This is a genomic window from Streptomyces sp. NPDC020898 (assembly GCF_044333925.1).
In the GTDB taxonomy this organism is placed as follows: domain Bacteria; phylum Actinomycetota; class Actinomycetes; order Streptomycetales; family Streptomycetaceae; genus Streptomyces.
Map to the genome: position 1 here is coordinate 1 of NZ_JBIRRV010000009.1, position 16,019 is coordinate 16,019.

The window sequence follows — 16,019 nt, forward strand, 5'->3', positions numbered from 1 at the left end:
TTGGCCCGTGCGATGAGTTCGTCGTCGTGCACGTCGGTGCCTCTCGTTGTGGTCGAGCGGGGGTGCGGGTTCATTGTTCTCGCCCCCGCCGCCCCCCCCCCGCCCCCCCCCCGGGGGGGGGCGCCCCCCCCCCCCCCCCCCCCCCCCCCGCTCCGGGTTGACGCGTACGAGGGGCCGCTCAGCGGCGCCCTCTGAGGCCGTCAGACCTCCACGACGACCGGGAGGATCATCGGGCGTCGGCGGTAGGTGTCCGACACCCATTTGCCCAGCGTGCGGCGGATGAGCTGCTGCATCTGATGCGGCTCCACCACCCCGTCCTGAGCCGAGCGCTCCAGGACTTCGATGATCCTCGGGATGACGTCGGTGAAGGCGGAATCGTCGATGCCCGAGCCACGGGCCTGGATGTGCGGGCCGCCCGTGATCTTGCCCGTCGACGAGTCCATCACCATGAAGACGGAGATGATGCCCTCGTCGCCGAGGATCCTGCGGTCCTTGAGGGCGGGTTCGCCTACGTCGCCGACCGAGAGGCCGTCGACGTACACGTACCCGGCCTGGACCTTGCCGGAGATCTTCGCCTTGCCCTCGATCAGGTCGACGACCACGCCGTCCTCGGCGATGACGATCCGGTCGTGCGGGACGCCCGTCATGGCGCCCAGCTCGGCGTTGGCCCTCAAGTGGCGCCATTCACCGTGGACCGGCATCAGGTTGCGCGGCTTGCAGATGTTGTAGAAGTACAGGAGCTCGCCGGCCGAGGCGTGGCCCGAGACGTGCACCTTGGCGTTGCCCTTGTGGACGACGTGCGCGCCCCAGCGGGTCAGGCCGTTGATGACGCGGTACACCGCGTTCTCGTTGCCGGGGATCAGGGACGAGGCCAGGATCACCGTGTCGCCCTGGACGATACGGATCTGGTGGTCCCTGTTGGCCATGCGGGACAGCGCGGCCATCGGCTCGCCCTGGGAGCCCGTACAGACCAGGACGATCTGGTGGTCCGGGAGGTCGTCGAGGGTCTTGACGTCCACCACCAGGCCCGGCGGGACCTTCAGATAGCCCAGGTCCCGGGCGATGCCCATGTTGCGGACCATGGAGCGGCCGACGAACGCGACCCTGCGGCCGTACTCGTGGGCCGCGTCCAGGATCTGCTGGATGCGGTGGATGTGGCTGGCGAAGCTGGCCACGATGATCCGCTTGCTGGCGCCCGCGAAGACCTGGCGCAGCACGTTCGAGATGTCGCGCTCGGGCGCGACGAATCCCGGGACCTCGGCGTTCGTGGAGTCCGAGAGAAGGAGGTCGATGCCCTCTTCGCTCAGTCGTGCGAACGCGTGTAGATCCGTGAGACGGCCGTCCAGCGGAAGCTGGTCCATCTTGAAGTCGCCGGTGTGGACCACCATGCCCGCAGGGGTGCGGATGGCGACCGCGAGGGCGTCCGGGATGGAGTGGTTGACCGCGATGAACTCGCAGTCGAAGGGACCGATGCGCTCGCGGTTCCCCTCCGTCACCTCAAGGGTGTACGGGCGGATGCGGTGCTCCTGGAGCTTCGCCTCGATGAAGGCGAGAGTCAGCTTGGAGCCGATCAGTGGGATGTCCGGCTTCTCCCGCAGGAGGTAGGGGACGGCGCCGATGTGGTCCTCGTGGCCGTGGGTGAGGACGATGCCCTCGATGTCCTCGAGGCGGTCCCTGATGGACGTGAAGTCCGGCAGGATCAGGTCGATTCCGGGCTGCTCCTCCTCGGGGAAGAGCACGCCGCAGTCGACGATCAATAGGCGACCGCCGTACTCGAAGACGGTCATGTTGCGGCCGATCTCGCCGAGGCCGCCGAGCGGGGTGACCCGCAGGGCGCCCTCCGGGAGCTTCGGCGGGGCGCCGAGTTCAGGATGCGGATGACTCAAAAGACTCTCCTCACCACACGCGCCACGTACCGGCAAGGCACGTGGCGCGCATGACGTTCGTGCAAAAGCAGTTGTTGGATGTGGAGTGCAGGCACAGTTGTCCCGCGTATTCAGTTGTGAAGTCTGTTGTCAGAGCTGTACCCCGCCGGCAGCAAGATCGATCTTGAGCTGGGCAATCTCGTCGGTCGACAGCTCGACCATCGGGGCGCGCAGCGGTCCGGCGGGCAGACCCTGGAGGGCGAGAGCGGCCTTGGTGGTCATGACGCCCTGGGTGCGGAACATGCCGGTGAAGACCGGAAGCAGCTTCTGGTGGATCTCTGTCGCCTTCTGGACATCGCCGGAGACGTACGCCTCCACCAGGCTGCGCAGTTCCGGGGTGACGACGTGGCCGACGACCGACACGAAGCCGACCGCCCCCACGGAGAGCAGCGGCAGGTTCAGCATGTCGTCGCCGGAGTACCAGGCGAGGCCGGAGCGGGCGATGGCCCAGCTGGCCCGGCCGAGGTCGCCCTTGGCGTCCTTGTTGGCGACGATCCGGGGGTGCTCGGCGAGCCGGACGATCGTCTCGGTGCTGATCGGGACGCCGCTGCGGCCGGGGATGTCGTACAGCATCACCGGGAGTTCGGTGGCGTCGGCGATGGCCGCGAAGTGCCGGTAAAGGCCCTCCTGCGGAGGCTTGTTGTAGTACGGCGTCACGGTCAGGAGGCCGTGTGCACCGGTCGCCTCGGCCGCGCGGGCCAGTTCGATGCTGTGGCGGGTGTCGTTCGTGCCGACGCCCGCGATGATGTGGGCCCGCTCACCGACCGCCTCCAGTACGGCTCGTACGAGATCCGTTTTCTCCGCGTCGCTGGTGGTCGGGGACTCGCCGGTGGTGCCGTTGATGACCAGGCCGTCATTGCCTGCGTCCACCAGGTGGGTGGCGAGCCGCTGTGCGCCGTCGAGGTCGAGCGCGCCGTCCGCCGTGAACGGCGTGACCATGGCGGTGAGGACCCTCCCGAAGGGGGTCTGCGGAGTGGAGGTCGGAGCCATGGGTACCACGCTACTCGCTGCTCAGGGCGCGGTCTGCCCTAGGGGTGCGGGAAAAGTCATGACAAAGATGGAACCCGGCACTGCCTGCTCGGGGGTTCAAGCAGTGCCGGGTCCGTTTGATCAGGCTAGATGAACCTCACGAAATACCGCAATCTGGACACTTCGCGAGACTGATCCGTACATCTGTGCCCTGTGGGGAGATGCGCGTGCGTTCGCCCCTACGGAGCGACCCGGCCGTTCGTGTTGAAGGCCGCGTGGGTCAGCGGCATGAGCCTGGCCCACTCCGCCTCCATCTTCTCGCCGACCATCTCGATCTCCCGCTGCGGGAACGACGGCACCTTGGCCAGTTCGTGCTGCGTGCGCAGGCCGAGGAAGTGCATCAGGGAGCGGGCGTTGCACGTGGCGTACATCGACGAGAACAGGCCGACCGGGAGGACCGCGCGGGCGACCTCACGGGCCACTCCTTCGGCGAGCAGTTTCTGGTACGCGGCGTACGCCTGCTCGTAGGACTCGTTCAGGACGGTGCTCACCGACTCGTACTGCGCCGGCGTGCCCTCGACGAAGACGTACTTGCCGGGGCGGCCCTCCTGGACCAGCTTGCGTGACTCGTCGGGGACGTAGAAGACAGGTTCGAGCTCCCTGTACCGGCCCGACTCCTCGTTGTACGACCAGCCGACGCGGTGCCGCATGAACTCGCGGAAGACGAAGATCGGGGCGCTGATGAAGAAGGTCATCGAGTTGTGCTCGAAGGGGCTGCCGTGCCGGTCCCGCATCAGGTAGTTGATCAACCCCTTGGAACGCTCGGGGTCCTTCTTCATCTCGTCGAGGGACTGCTCGCCCGCGGTGGAGACACGAGCGGCGAACAGGACGTCCGAGTCCGATGCGCTGGATTTCACCAGTTCGACGGTGACTTCACTGCGCAACAAGAAGGGTTTGGGGTCGTCGGCGGGGCTCACGGAGGGTCCTTCCCATCTCAGCTGTGGTGCGGCTCCACTCTACGGGGGCCGCAATACGGGTCGGACGACGCCTTGCGCAATGAAATCGGTGAAACAGGGCACCTCTTGGGGCGTTCGTGCGTCTGTATTGGTGAGGGTGGTTCGTTCGAGCCGCCCGGTTGTCACGAGTCTTCCGAGCCCTTCTGAGTCCTTCCGAGGAGAAGCGAGTCCCATGTTCCATCGGCGTGAGCCCATTCCGTTCGCCTTCATCGCCGAGGCCGACAGGTTCCGCAGCAATGTCGCTCCCCCACCCCGTCAGCGCGCGTCCGCCGGTGAGATAGCCGGTCGCCTGCTTCTGGGGCTCACCGTCGTCGCCGGGCTCGTGGGCGCGCTGGTCCTCGGGATGCCCGCGCTGTCGGTCGACCGGGCAGCCGGGCACACGCAGCAGTCCGAGGCGTCCGACCGTCGTTGAGGTCCCGCCCGTTGGTGCTGCTCCTGCGGCCGAATGGCGTTGGTCGGGCCCTCCTCCGACCCCCGAGGCTGGTGACCGGGCGACCGGCTCGATAACCTCACCGGGCACAGCCCGCGCATGGATTTGAGTGAGGACCAGCCGTGCCCCTGACCTTCCTGACGGCCGACCGCGCCTCCGACGAGGCCGCGGCCGGTCTCGCGCTGCCGTTCGACGACCGCGACCGCTGGCGGCGCCCCTACCGGCCCGGACCGTGGCGGGTGGGTGTGGCGGCGCTCCTGCTGCTGCTCGCCTCGTACGTGCTGTTCGCGGCGGTCATCATCGCGGCCACCGGCGAGCTGTCCGGAGGTGCCGTATGTCTCGGCATCGCGCTGGCCGTCATCGCCGTGACGCTGCGACTGCTGCGTACCGGCGTGTGGGTGAGTGCGCACGGGCTGCGCCGGGTGGGATTCCTCGGCACCCGGACGACGCGCTGGGAGAAGGTCGTCGCCGTGCGTACGGTGCAGCAGCCGGTGCGCTGGCTCGGTCTGCCGCGCACCGTGCAGGGGCAGGCCCTGCTCCTCGTACGGCGGGATCGGGCGCCGGACGATCTGCCTGTGCTGCTGACCACGCACAACGCCGACTTCCTGGCGCGTATGGAGGCGTTCGACCGAGCCGCGGACAGCGTCGAGGCCTGGGCCGCGGAGTTCGGGCGGGGCTAGGCGACATCCCGCCGGCGGACGATCGCTGAGAGGGGCCGGGCCGCGGTTGCGGGCCGGCCCCTCTCAGCGTCTGTGCCGCGACCGGGTGTTCAGGCCGCCTGGGCCGGTGACTTGCCGTCGTGCAGGGCGATCGCGCGTTGCATCGCCTTGCGGGCGCGGGGGGTGTCGCGGGCGTCGTGGTAGGCGACGGCGAGGCGGAACCAGCTGCGCCAGTCGTTCGGGGCCGACTCCGTCTCGGCCTTGCGCCTGGTGAAGACCTCGTCGGCCGAGTCGCGGTCGACCCGGCCGCTCGGAGTGCGCTTCAACTCGTCGGCGGGCAGGCCGCCTTCGGCGTCCAGCTCGGCGGCGAGGCGGTTGGCGTTTCGGACGAACTGCGTGTTCTTCCAGAGGAACCACACGCCGATCACCGGCAGGATCAGGACCGCCACGCCGAAGGTGACGGTCAGGAGCGTGCCGGTCTGTATGAGCATGATCCCGCGGCTGCCGGCCAGGACGAAGTAGAAGACCAGGACGGCGGCCGTGAGGACGTAGGAGAGCTTCGCGCGCATGACGTTCGTCTCTCAGCCGAGGTCGAGGAAGTGTTCCAGGCCGAAGGTCAGGCCGGGGGTGTCCACGACGCGGCGCGCGCCGAGCAGGATGCCCGGCATGAAGCTGCTGTGGTGGAGCGAGTCGTGGCGGACGGTGAGCGTCTCGCCCTCGCCGCCCAGCAGGACCTCCTGGTGGGCCAGGAGACCGCGCAGGCGTACGGAGTGCACGGGCACCCCGTCGACGTTCGCGCCCCGGGCGCCGTCCAGCGCCGTCACCGTGGCGTCCGGTGCCGGGGCCGAGCCGGCCTTGGCCCGGGCCTCCGCGATCAGCTGGGCCGTGCGCGCCGCGGTGCCGCTGGGCGCGTCCACCTTGTTCGGGTGGTGCAGCTCGATGACCTCGACCGACTCGAAGTAGGGCGCCGCGATCTGCGCGAACCTCATGGTCAGTACGGCCCCGATGGAGAAGTTGGGCGCGATGAGCACGCCCGTCTCCGGGGACTGGGCCAGCCAGCCGGTCAGCTGCGCGAGGCGTTCGTCGGTCCAGCCGGTGGTGCCGACGACAGCGTGGATGCCGTGGCGCACGCAGAAGTCGAGGTTGCCCATCACCGAGGCCGGGGTGGTCAGTTCGACCGCGACCTGAGCGCCAGTGTCCGCCAGCGTCTCCAGCTTGTCGCCCCGGCTGAGGGCGGCGACCAGTTCCATGTCCTCGGCGGCCTCGACCGCCCGCACCGCCTCGGCGCCGATACGGCCGTTGGCGCCGAGGACCGCCACGCGCAGCTTGCTCATGTTTGCTTCCTTACCGGACGGATACGGGTGGGGCGGGTACGGCTGTCAGGCGACCGCTTCGTGCAGGCGTGCGGCCTGCTTGTCCTTGAGCGGGCCGATGACCGACAGCGACGGACGCTGTCCCAGGATCTCGCGGGCGACCTCACGTACGGCGTCCGGGGTGACCTCAGCTATCCGGGCCAGCATGTCGTCGACGGACATCTGGTCGCCCCAGCACAGTTCGCTCTTGCCGATACGGTTCATCAGCGCGCCCGTGTCCTCAAGACCGAGGACGGTCGAACCGCGCAACTGGCCGATGGCGCGCCCGATCTCCTCGTCGGAGAGGCCGTGCTCGGCGACGTGGTCGAGTTCGTCGCGGCAGATCTTCAGCACGTCGTGCACCTGCGAGGGCCTGCAGCCCGCGTACACGCCGAAGAGGCCGCAGTCGGCGAAGCCCGACGTGTACGAGTACACGCTGTACGCCAGTCCGCGCTTCTCCCGGACCTCCTGGAAGAGGCGGGACGACATCCCGCCGCCCAGGGCCGTGTTCAGCACGCCCAGTGCCCAGCGGCGCTCGTCCGTCCGGGCCAGGCCCGGCATGCCGAGGACGACATGCGCCTGTTCGGTCTTGCGGCCGAGCAACTCGACCCGGCCGGCGGTACGGATACCGCGACGGCCTTCGCGCGGGGCGATCGGCGTGGCGTCGAGCTGCTTGAGGGCGCCCGCCTTCTCGAAGGCCGCGCGGACCTGGCGTACGACCTTGTTGTGGTCGATGTTGCCGGCCGCCGCCACGACGAGGTGGGTCGGGTCGTAGTGCTTCTTGTAGAAGCGGCGGATGCGGTCCGCGGTGAGGGCGTTTACCGTGTCGACCGTGCCGAGGACCGGGCGGCCGAGGGGGGTGTCGCCGAGCATCGTGTGCGCGAACAGGTCGTGCACGCAGTCGCCCGGGTCGTCCTCCGTCATCGCGATCTCTTCGAGGATGGCGCCGCGCTCGACGTTGACGTCCTCTTCGAGGATCAGCGAGCCCGTGAGCATGTCGCAGACGATGTCGATGGCGAGCGGGAGGTCGGTGTCGAGCACGCGCGCGTAGTAGCACGTGTACTCCTTCGCCGTGAACGCGTTCATCTCGCCGCCGACCGCGTCGATCGCGGAGGAGATGTCCATCGCCGACCTGCGTGTCGTGCCCTTGAAGAGCAGGTGCTCCAGGTAGTGCGTGGCGCCGTTCAGGGCCGGGGTCTCGTCGCGGGAGCCGACGTGGGCCCAGATACCGAAGGTCGCGGAGCGCACGGACGGAAGGGTTTCCGTGACGATGCGCAGGCCGCCGGGGAGGGTGGTCTTACGGACCGTGCCGATGCCGTTCGTGCCCTTGATCAGGGTTTGGGTACGGGCGACGGCCCGCGCCTCAGAAGAGGTGCGGGCCGTCGCCGTGGAGGTGCTTGATGTCACTGGTCGCCCGCAGCGGAGCTGCTGTCGGATGCAGCGTCCTTCTTCTCGTCGTCGCCTTCACCCTCGATGACCGGGATCAGGGAGAGCTTGCCGCGGGAGTCGATCTCGGCGATCTCGACCTGGACCTTGGAGCCGACGGCGACCACGTCCTCGACGTTCTCCACGCGCTTGCCACCGGCGAGCTTACGGATCTGCGAGATGTGCAGCAGACCGTCCTTGCCCGGGAGCAGCGACACGAACGCACCGAAGGTCGTCGTCTTCACGACGGTGCCCAGGTAACGCTCGCCGACCTCCGGCATGGTCGGGTTGGCGATCGCGTTGATCGTGGCGCGGGCGGCCTCGGCCTGCGAGCCGACCTGGGCACCGATGTAGATGGTGCCGTCGTCCTCGATCGTGATCTCGGCGCCGGTGTCCTCCTGGATCTGGTTGATCATCTTGCCCTTCGGGCCGATGACCTCACCGATCTTGTCCACGGGGATCTTGACCGTGATGATCCGCGGGGCGTTCGGGGACATCTCGTCCGGCGTGTCGATCGCTTCCATCATCACGTCGAGGATGTGGAGGCGGGCGTCACGGGCCTGCTTGAGGGCCGCGGCCAGGACAGAGGCCGGGATGCCGTCCAGCTTGGTGTCGAGCTGGAGGGCGGTCACGAACTCCTTGGTGCCGGCGACCTTGAAGTCCATGTCGCCGAAGGCGTCCTCCGCACCGAGGATGTCGGTGAGGGCGACGTAGTGCGTCTCGCCCTTGATCTCCTGGGAGATCAGGCCCATGGCGATACCGGCGACGGGGGCCTTGAGCGGCACACCGGCGTTCAGCAGCGACATGGTGGAGGCGCAGACCGAGCCCATGGACGTCGAGCCGTTGGAGCCGAGGGCCTCGGACACCTGACGGATCGCGTACGGGAAGTCCTCGCGCGACGGCAGGACCGGCACGATCGCGCGCTCGGCGAGCGCGCCGTGGCCGATCTCGCGGCGCTTCGGGGAGCCGACGCGGCCGGTCTCGCCGACGGAGTACGGCGGGAAGTTGTAGTTGTGCATGTAGCGCTTGCGGGTCACCGGGGAGAGGGTGTCCAGCATCTGCTCCATACGGAGCATGTTGAGGGTGGTGACGCCCAGGATCTGGGTCTCGCCACGCTCGAACAGCGCCGAGCCGTGCACGCGCGGAATGGCCTCGACCTCGGCGGCGAGCGTACGGATGTCCGTGACGCCACGGCCGTCGATGCGGACCTTGTCCTTGATGACGCGCTCGCGGACCAGGGACTTGGTCAGCGAGCGGTACGCGGCGGAGATCTCCTTCTCGCGGCCCTCGAACTGCGGGAGCAGCTTCTCGGCGGCGATCTCCTTGACGCGGTCCAGCTCGGCCTCGCGGTCCTGCTTGCCCGCGATGGTGAGCGCCTGGGAGAGCTCGCTCTTGACCGCGGCGGTCAGGGCCTCCAGGACGTCGTCCTGGTAGTCGAGGAAGACCGGGAACTCGCCTGTGGGCTTGGCGGCCTTGGCGGCGAGGTCGGACTGGGCCTTGACGAGCACCTTGATGAAGGGCTTCGCGGCGTCCAGACCGGCGGCGACGACCTCCTCGGTCGGCGCCTCGGCGCCGCCCTCGATCAGCGTGATGGTCTTCTCGGTGGCCTCGGCCTCGACCATCATGATCGCGACGTCGCCGTCCTCCAGGACGCGACCGGCGACGACCATGTCGAAGACGGCGTCCTCGAGCTCGGTGTGCGTCGGGAACGCGACCCACTGGCCGTTGATCAGCGCGACGCGGACGCCGCCGATCGGGCCGGAGAAGGGCAGACCGGCCAGCTGCGTGGACGCGGAGGCGGCGTTGATCGCCACGACGTCGTACAGGTGATCGGGGTTGAGCGCCATGATCGTGGCGACGACCTGGATCTCGTTGCGCAGGCCCTTCTTGAACGACGGGCGCAGCGGGCGGTCGATCAGGCGGCAGGTGAGGATCGCGTCCTCGGAGGGCCGGCCCTCACGACGGAAGAAGGAACCGGGGATCTTCCCGGCCGCGTACTGGCGCTCCTCGACGTCCACCGTGAGGGGGAAGAAGTCAAGATTTTCCTTGGGCTTCTTGGAAGCGGTGGTGGCCGACAGCACCATGGTGTCGTCGTCCAGGTACGCCACGGCGGAGCCGGCGGCCTGCCTGGCCAGGCGGCCCGTCTCGAAGCGGATGGTGCGGGTGCCGAAGGAACCGTTGTCAATGACGGCCTCGGCGTAGTGGGTCTCGTTCTCCACTAGCGTTTTCTCCGATACTTTTTCGTCTTTTGTCCCGTGCTGCCCGTGTGGCAGAGGGACGTGGGTTCGGAGAAGCGCGCCTTCTGAGTGCGGGCCGGTCTTCGATCGAAGCACCCGGGGGTCACATCTCCCGGGGGCCACTACCGAGGACCGGCGGCGGTGAGGTCGCACTTCTCCTCGTACGGACTCTGTCCGTTTCCTGCTTTCCGCACTCACGGACCGTGTCCACTCGTACGGGTTCTGTGTCCTGCGTATTGCGTTGTGCTACCACACTACAAAGAGGCAGTGACACTCCGCACGTTTCCGCACGTACGGCAAAGGGAGCGGCCCCCTAGAAGTGGGAACCGCTCCCTCTCACAGCGTCTTACTTGGCGCCCGCCGCACCGCGACGGATGCCGAGGCGGTCGACCAGCGCACGGAAGCGCTGGATGTCCTTCTTCGCCAGGTACTGGAGAAGGCGGCGACGCTGACCGACGAGGATCAGCAGACCACGACGGGAGTGGTGGTCGTGCTTGTGCGTCTTGAGGTGCTCGGTCAGGTCCGAGATACGGCGCGAGAGCATCGCGACCTGGACCTCGGGGGAGCCGGTGTCGCCCTCCTTGGTACCGAACTCGGTGATGAGCTGCTTCTTCACTGCGGCGTCGAGCGACACGCGTACTCCTCGTAAGTCTTTGTAGTGGCCTCCGAGTGCCCCTGGTCCACTTCTCAGGGGAGCTTCCGTTACTCGGAAGGCGGGAGATCCGTTGGGCGCGGCCTCCGGAGTGAGTGACTCCAGGGGTGCGTACACAAACGGCCGTCGACCAGGATACCAGCAGGCAGCGGCCGCCCTCACCGCGGTGCGCAAACAGTCCGGACGGCCAGGCCTGGGCCACTAGGGTGAGAACACAGATCGTAGTAGTCGTATGACGTACGTCGGGAAGGGGTCTCTTCGCCATGGCGGAGGCACAGGGCGCACAGGACACCACGGCCGCGCAGGACGAGGACGTCAAGGCGCGCAAGGAGCGGGAGCGGGACGAGCTGTACTCCCTCGACATCTCGGGCGTCGAGTGGCACAGCGCCCCCGGCACGGAGGAGCACGAGGAGCGGGTCGAGATCGCCTATCTTCCCGACGGTGCGGTGGCCATGCGGTCGTCCCTGGACACGGACACCGTCCTCCGTTACACGGAGGCGGAGTGGACGGCGTTCGTGCTCGGGGCGCGCGACGGGGAGTTCGATCTGGAGCCGACGGAACTCAACGGCGGGCTGGCGGCCACGGACGCCGACCCGGGTACCGATTCCGGTGGGGATGTCGAGTAGTTCGCTCAGTCCTTCCGAGTGACGGCCGTCCTGGGGGACGGCGTGAGGGGCGGGGCCGGTGCAGTACGCCGGCCCCGCCCCCCTTTTTTTCTGCGTTTTGCTGCGAAGTCGGTTGTCGGAGGGGCCGCCTACTATGCATGTGAGGTTGTGGCACCCGTGGGGCGGATTTCGCTCCGGTCCTGTCAACTCTCCAGCCGGATAAGGCGGTTCGAGCGCGAACGGGATCGGTTCCGGTCAGGCTGTGACGTAATGGACGGTCACTGAGGGGTGGACGGGCCTGCCGGGGCGGGGGTCGTGGTGATTAGGCTGGGACCGGCGCGTACCGGGGGGAGAGCCGAGCAGTTCGGACGACCTCCACCGCACATCGGCTTCGGACGACAAGAAGACAGACGAGAAATGGTCGCCCCAGCACGGCACGAGGGTGCTCGACCACACCAGGAGGAACTGTGAACAGCGATCGGAACGGGATCCGCGGGGGCTGGGCCACACCCGGCGATGACCAGTCCGACGCGGAGTCCGCCGTCGAGACGACGGGCGAGTTCACCATCGACTACGCGACGCCCGCCTGGTACACACAGAACGCGTCGAGCGGGTCGGCCTCGTCGGACGACGAGTCGGACGATGCGGCCGAGGCCGAGGCCGAGTCGAGCGCCGAATCGGACACGGGTACGGGTGGAGACGCGGATCCGGCTGTTGCCGGTGCCGAGGCTGCGGCTTCCGGTGCTGCGCCCGCGCCCCCTTCTGCTTCCGCGAGCCCTGGGGCTGTGCCCCGGCTGCCGGTGGGCAGTGGGTTCCAGGCTGTGACTCCGCAGTCCGCGGCTCCGGCCGGGCCGGCTGTCGGTGGTCCTGCGAGCCCTACGGCTGTCCCCAACTTTCCCGTGGGCGGATTCCAGGCCCAGTGGACCCCTCCGGCGCCGCCCACTCCGCCCGCTTCTCCGGCTGACGCTGCCGGAAACGGTGACCTGGAGAGCGGCTCCACCATGCGGATCTCCCCTGCCGCCGCGCAGCGCGACTTCGCGGAGCGGGCGGCAGCGGCGGCGGAGGCACCGCAGGAGCCGGTGGTCAGCGCGGCCGTCGAGGTCGAGGCTGCCGCCGCTGAGGTGAGTGTCCCGGAGCCCGTGGCTGTCGTGGAGGGAGAGGCTGAGGTTGTCACGGCCCCGGTCGGTCCCAAGGACGATAACGAGAACGACGAGGGTACGGATGTCAGCGAGGCCGACGACGAGATGAGCGGCGCCGAGCCCCAGCTCCAGGAGGACGAATCCCTGGATGAGGACGGCACCGGCGACGCTGTACCGCCGCAGGCTGTCGAGCCCACGAATGCCGACGCGGAAGCCGAGGACGGGCCGGCAGTGGACGCCGAGTTCGTCCAAGTCGACGCCGACGTGGCACCGGTCGATGTCGAGCCAGTAGCGCCGGACGCCGTGGACCCAGAGCCTGTTACCCCGGAGCCGGTGGACGCCGAGCCGGTCGCTGCTCAGGTCGCCGATGCCGAGCCGGCGAAGGCCGAACCCGAAGACCCCGAGCCCGTGGCTGCCGAGCCTCAGGACGCCGTACCGGTGCCGGGTGCCGTCGACGACGTACGGGACTCCATGCCGGTCGCGCCCGCCCGGGACTCGGTGCCCAGCGCGCCGCTCAACCTGCCCCCGCTGCCGGAGGGTGCGCCCGGCACCGTGCCGCCGTCCTGGGCTCCCCCGCAGGTACCGCAGGGCGGGTTGCCGCCGCTGCCGCCGTCGTACCAGCCCGCTGCTCCCGCGTCGGCGGGACAGTGGCCCGCACAGCCGCAACCTCAGCCTCAGGCGCAGCCGGAAGCGGCGCCCGTTCAGCCGCAGGCCGCGTCTGCGCAGCCGCCCGCCGTACCGGGCCAGCAGCCGCCCGTACCGTCGATGCAGCCCCCGTTGCAGCCGCAGGCCCCGCAGTCGGCGCCCGCCGCCTGGCCCCCGCCGCAGCCGGGGTACGGCTTCCCGCCGCCCGGCGCTCAGCCCCCGGCACCGAACGCCCCTGCCCAGGCGCAGAATGTCCCACCCGCCGGGTACGGATTCCCGCCGCCGCCCAACGCGACCGCACCGGCCCAGCCCACCCCTCCCCCGGCACCGGGCGCGTCGCCCGCCGACTATCGCTTCGCGCCCCCGGCGACACCGGCCGGCACCAGGAGCCCGGCACCCACCGGCCCCAACGCCCAAGGCGGCTACGGCTTCCCGTCCCCCGGCGGTCAGTCGCCGGCGCCGAACGCCCAGGACGGTCACGGCCTCCCCCAACCGGGCACGCCTGCGTCCGCTCCGGCCGGGCCCAACGCCCAGGACGGCTACGGATTCCCGCCCCCCGGCAACGCACCGGCCCCGGTCCAGACCGGGCACAGCGTCCCTCAGCCGGGCACGCCCGCTGCCCATGCCCCCACCGGGCCCAACGCCCAAGGCGGCTACGGCTTCCCACCCCCCGGCGCCCAACCGCCGACCCCGAACCTTTCGGCCCCAGACGCGTCTCCCGCCGGGTACGGCTTCCCACCCCCGGGGGCGCCAGCCGACAGCGCGCACCCGGCGCCCCCGGGCCCCAACGCCCAGGGCGGGTACGGCTTCCCACAGGCCGGCGCGCCAGCCCCTGCCCCGGCGGGCCCCAACGCCCCAGGCGGGTACGGATTCCCGCTCCCCGGCAGCACACCGGCCCCGACGCCCAACGCCCAAGGCGGTCACGGTTTCCCGCAGCCGGGCGCGCCTGCATCTGCCCCGGCGGGGCCCAACGCCCCAGGCGGCTACGGCTTCCCGCCTCCCGGCGCTCAGCCCCCGGCCCCGAACGCCCAGGGAGGTCACGACCTCCCGCAGTCGGCCACGCCCGCCCCTGCCCCGGCAGGCCCCAACGCCCAAGACGGCTACGGCTTCCCGCCCCCCGGCGCTCAGCCCCACGCCCTCGGCCCCACGCCCCCGGCCTCCGTTCCGACCGCCGCCGACAGTCCCGCGCCCCCGAACCCGGCGCCCGGGCCGGTCGCGCCCCCGGTGCCGGGTCCCCATGGCCAGGACAGTTACGGCTTCCCGCCTCCCGGCGCCCCCGTGCCCCATCCCGCCGGCCCGCAGCCCGGCTACGGATTCCCGCACCCCGGTGCGCCCGCTGCCCCCGGGGGTCCTGTCGGGCCGCCCGGTGGGTATGGGTTCCCCTTCCCGCAGGCGCCCCCGCAGCAGGCGCCGCCGCAGCCCCAGGTGCCGCAGCAGGGTGAGGCGCCGCACCCGCAGGCCGGGCCTCAGGCCGCCCCACAGGTGCCCGGGCAGGTTCCGCCACCGCAGTACGGCGGGCAGCCCGTCGATCCGCGTACCGGTGCCGCCTGGCCGCAGCCCATGCAGCACGACCAGCGGCAGATGACCAACCCCGGTGCCGCGCCGCTCGGTTACACGGCGGCCGTCGAACTGTCCTCCGACCGGCTGCTCAGCAAGAAGCAGAAGGCGAAGAGCGGCCGGCCCGCAGCCGCGCCCTCCCGGTTCAAGATCGGTGGGAAGAAGGAGGAGGCCGAGCGGCAGCGGAAGCTGGAGCTGATCCGTACTCCGGTGCTGTCCTGCTATCGCATCGCCGTCATCAGCCTCAAGGGCGGTGTCGGCAAGACGACCACGACCACCGCGCTCGGCTCGACCCTGGCGACCGAGCGGCAGGACAAGATCCTCGCCATCGACGCCAACCCGGACGCCGGTACGCTCGGCCGCCGTGTGCGGCGCGAGACCGGGGCCACCATCCGTGACCTCGTGCAGGCGATCCCGTACCTCAACTCGTACATGGACATCCGGCGGTTCACGTCCCAGGCGCCGTCCGGGCTGGAGATCATCGCCAACGACGTCGACCCGGCCGTCTCCACAACCTTCAACGACGAGGACTACCGGCGCGCGATCGACGTACTGGGCAAGCAGTACCCGGTCATCCTGACCGACTCCGGTACCGGTCTGCTCTACAGCGCCATGCGGGGCGTACTCGACCTCGCCGATCAGCTGATCATCATCTCGACGCCGTCCGTGGACGGTGCCAGCAGCGCCAGTACGACGCTGGACTGGCTGTCCGCCCACGGGTACGCGGACCTCGTCTCGCGGTCCATCACCGTCATCTCGGGTGTGCGGGAGACCGGCAAGATGATCAAGGTGGAGGACATCGTCTCCCACTTCGAGACGCGCTGCCGGGGTGTCATCACCGTGCCCTTCGACGAGCACCTCGCCGCCGGTGCCGAGGTCGACCTCGACATGATGCGGCCCAAGGTGCGCGAGGCGTACTTCAACCTCGCCGCCATGATCGCCGAGGACTTCGTACGCCACCAGCAAATGCACGGGCTGTGGACCTCGGACGGCAACCCGCCCCCGGTCGCGGCGCCGCCGCTGCCGGGACATCAGCAGCAGGCGCAGCAGATTCCGGGGCAGCCGGCGCAGAGGCACCCGTACCCGGCCCAGCCCGGGCAGCAGGTACCGCCTCCCGGTCAGCCGGGGCAGTACCCGCCGCCTCCCCAGCCCGGCCAGCCGTACCCGCCACAGCAGCCGTACGGCTATCCGCCGCAGCCCGGGCAGCCCTACCAGCCGCCTCAGCAGCAGCCCCAGCAACCCGGTTACCCGCAGCAGCAGTAAGCGGCGGTCAACAGAGAAGGGGGGGGGGGGGCCCGCGGGGCCCCGCCCCCGGGCGGGGCCCAGCAAGCCACACCCCCCGCCTGACCCCCCCCCGCCCACCACGGCGCCCGCAGGAAAAAAACCCGCCAAAACAAACCCCCCCCCG

At 69.9% G+C, this 16,019-nt stretch carries 12 protein-coding genes; 4 read left to right on the top strand and 8 right to left on the bottom strand.

Features of this window, described 5'->3' with window-relative positions; translation table 11 throughout:
* Positions 1–200 precede the first annotated feature (200 nt).
* From ACH4TV_RS26835 to thyX, 3 genes are all read right to left on the bottom strand, one after another.
* Positions 201–1,886, bottom strand: a complete 1,686-nt coding sequence (locus ACH4TV_RS26835) for a ribonuclease J (RefSeq protein WP_398402376.1) — start codon at positions 1,884–1,886, stop codon at positions 201–203.
* A gap of 129 nt (positions 1,887–2,015) precedes the next feature.
* A complete protein-coding gene (gene dapA, locus ACH4TV_RS26840; RefSeq protein WP_398402378.1) occupies positions 2,016–2,915 on the bottom strand; it encodes a 4-hydroxy-tetrahydrodipicolinate synthase in 900 nt (299 codons plus the stop codon).
* Positions 2,916–3,133: 218 nt separating this feature from the next.
* Complete coding sequence (gene thyX, locus ACH4TV_RS26845; protein WP_398402380.1) at positions 3,134–3,871, bottom strand: FAD-dependent thymidylate synthase; 738 nt, start codon at positions 3,869–3,871, stop codon at positions 3,134–3,136.
* Positions 3,872–4,082: 211 nt separating this feature from the next.
* On the opposite strand from thyX, the gene ACH4TV_RS26850 reads away from it, so the two are divergent.
* Together ACH4TV_RS26850 and ACH4TV_RS26855 are read left to right on the top strand one after the other, a co-directional pair.
* Positions 4,083–4,322, top strand: coding sequence for a hypothetical protein (locus ACH4TV_RS26850; protein WP_398402382.1), 240 nt, complete (start codon positions 4,083–4,085; stop codon positions 4,320–4,322).
* A 140-nt stretch (positions 4,323–4,462) separates the two neighbouring features.
* The gene (locus ACH4TV_RS26855) at positions 4,463–5,020 is read left to right on the top strand and encodes a hypothetical protein (protein WP_398402384.1); all 558 of its coding nucleotides are present in this window, start codon (positions 4,463–4,465) and stop codon (positions 5,018–5,020) included.
* A gap of 89 nt (positions 5,021–5,109) precedes the next feature.
* Here the strand turns inward: ACH4TV_RS26855 and ACH4TV_RS26860 are convergent, their stop codons facing one another.
* The 5 genes from ACH4TV_RS26860 to rpsO form a co-directional block, all read right to left on the bottom strand.
* Positions 5,110–5,568 (bottom strand): hypothetical protein, encoded by a 459-nt coding sequence (locus ACH4TV_RS26860; protein WP_398402386.1) that lies wholly within the window; start codon positions 5,566–5,568, stop codon positions 5,110–5,112.
* A 12-nt stretch (positions 5,569–5,580) separates the two neighbouring features.
* Positions 5,581–6,333, bottom strand: a complete 753-nt coding sequence (dapB, locus tag ACH4TV_RS26865) for a 4-hydroxy-tetrahydrodipicolinate reductase (protein WP_398402388.1) — start codon at positions 6,331–6,333, stop codon at positions 5,581–5,583.
* 45 nt (positions 6,334–6,378) lie between these two features.
* Positions 6,379–7,758, bottom strand: a complete 1,380-nt coding sequence (locus ACH4TV_RS26870; RefSeq protein ID WP_398402390.1) for a M16 family metallopeptidase — start codon at positions 7,756–7,758, stop codon at positions 6,379–6,381.
* A complete protein-coding gene (locus ACH4TV_RS26875; RefSeq protein ID WP_398402392.1) occupies positions 7,755–9,995 on the bottom strand; it encodes a polyribonucleotide nucleotidyltransferase in 2,241 nt (746 codons plus the stop codon). The genes ACH4TV_RS26870 and ACH4TV_RS26875 overlap by 4 nt, the downstream gene beginning before the upstream one ends.
* 364 nt (positions 9,996–10,359) lie before the next feature.
* Entirely contained in the window at positions 10,360–10,647 is a 288-nt protein-coding gene (gene rpsO / locus ACH4TV_RS26880; RefSeq protein ID WP_006381404.1) for a 30S ribosomal protein S15, read from the bottom strand.
* Between the two features lie 281 nt (positions 10,648–10,928).
* Here rpsO and ACH4TV_RS26885 point away from each other — a divergent pair, with 281 nt between their 5' ends.
* Positions 10,929–11,291 (top strand): DUF397 domain-containing protein, encoded by a 363-nt coding sequence (locus ACH4TV_RS26885; protein WP_398402394.1) that lies wholly within the window; start codon positions 10,929–10,931, stop codon positions 11,289–11,291.
* A 446-nt stretch (positions 11,292–11,737) separates the two neighbouring features.
* Complete coding sequence (locus ACH4TV_RS26890; RefSeq protein WP_398402396.1) at positions 11,738–15,874, top strand: SCO5717 family growth-regulating ATPase; 4,137 nt, start codon at positions 11,738–11,740, stop codon at positions 15,872–15,874.
* The last annotated feature ends 145 nt before the right edge of the window (positions 15,875–16,019 follow it).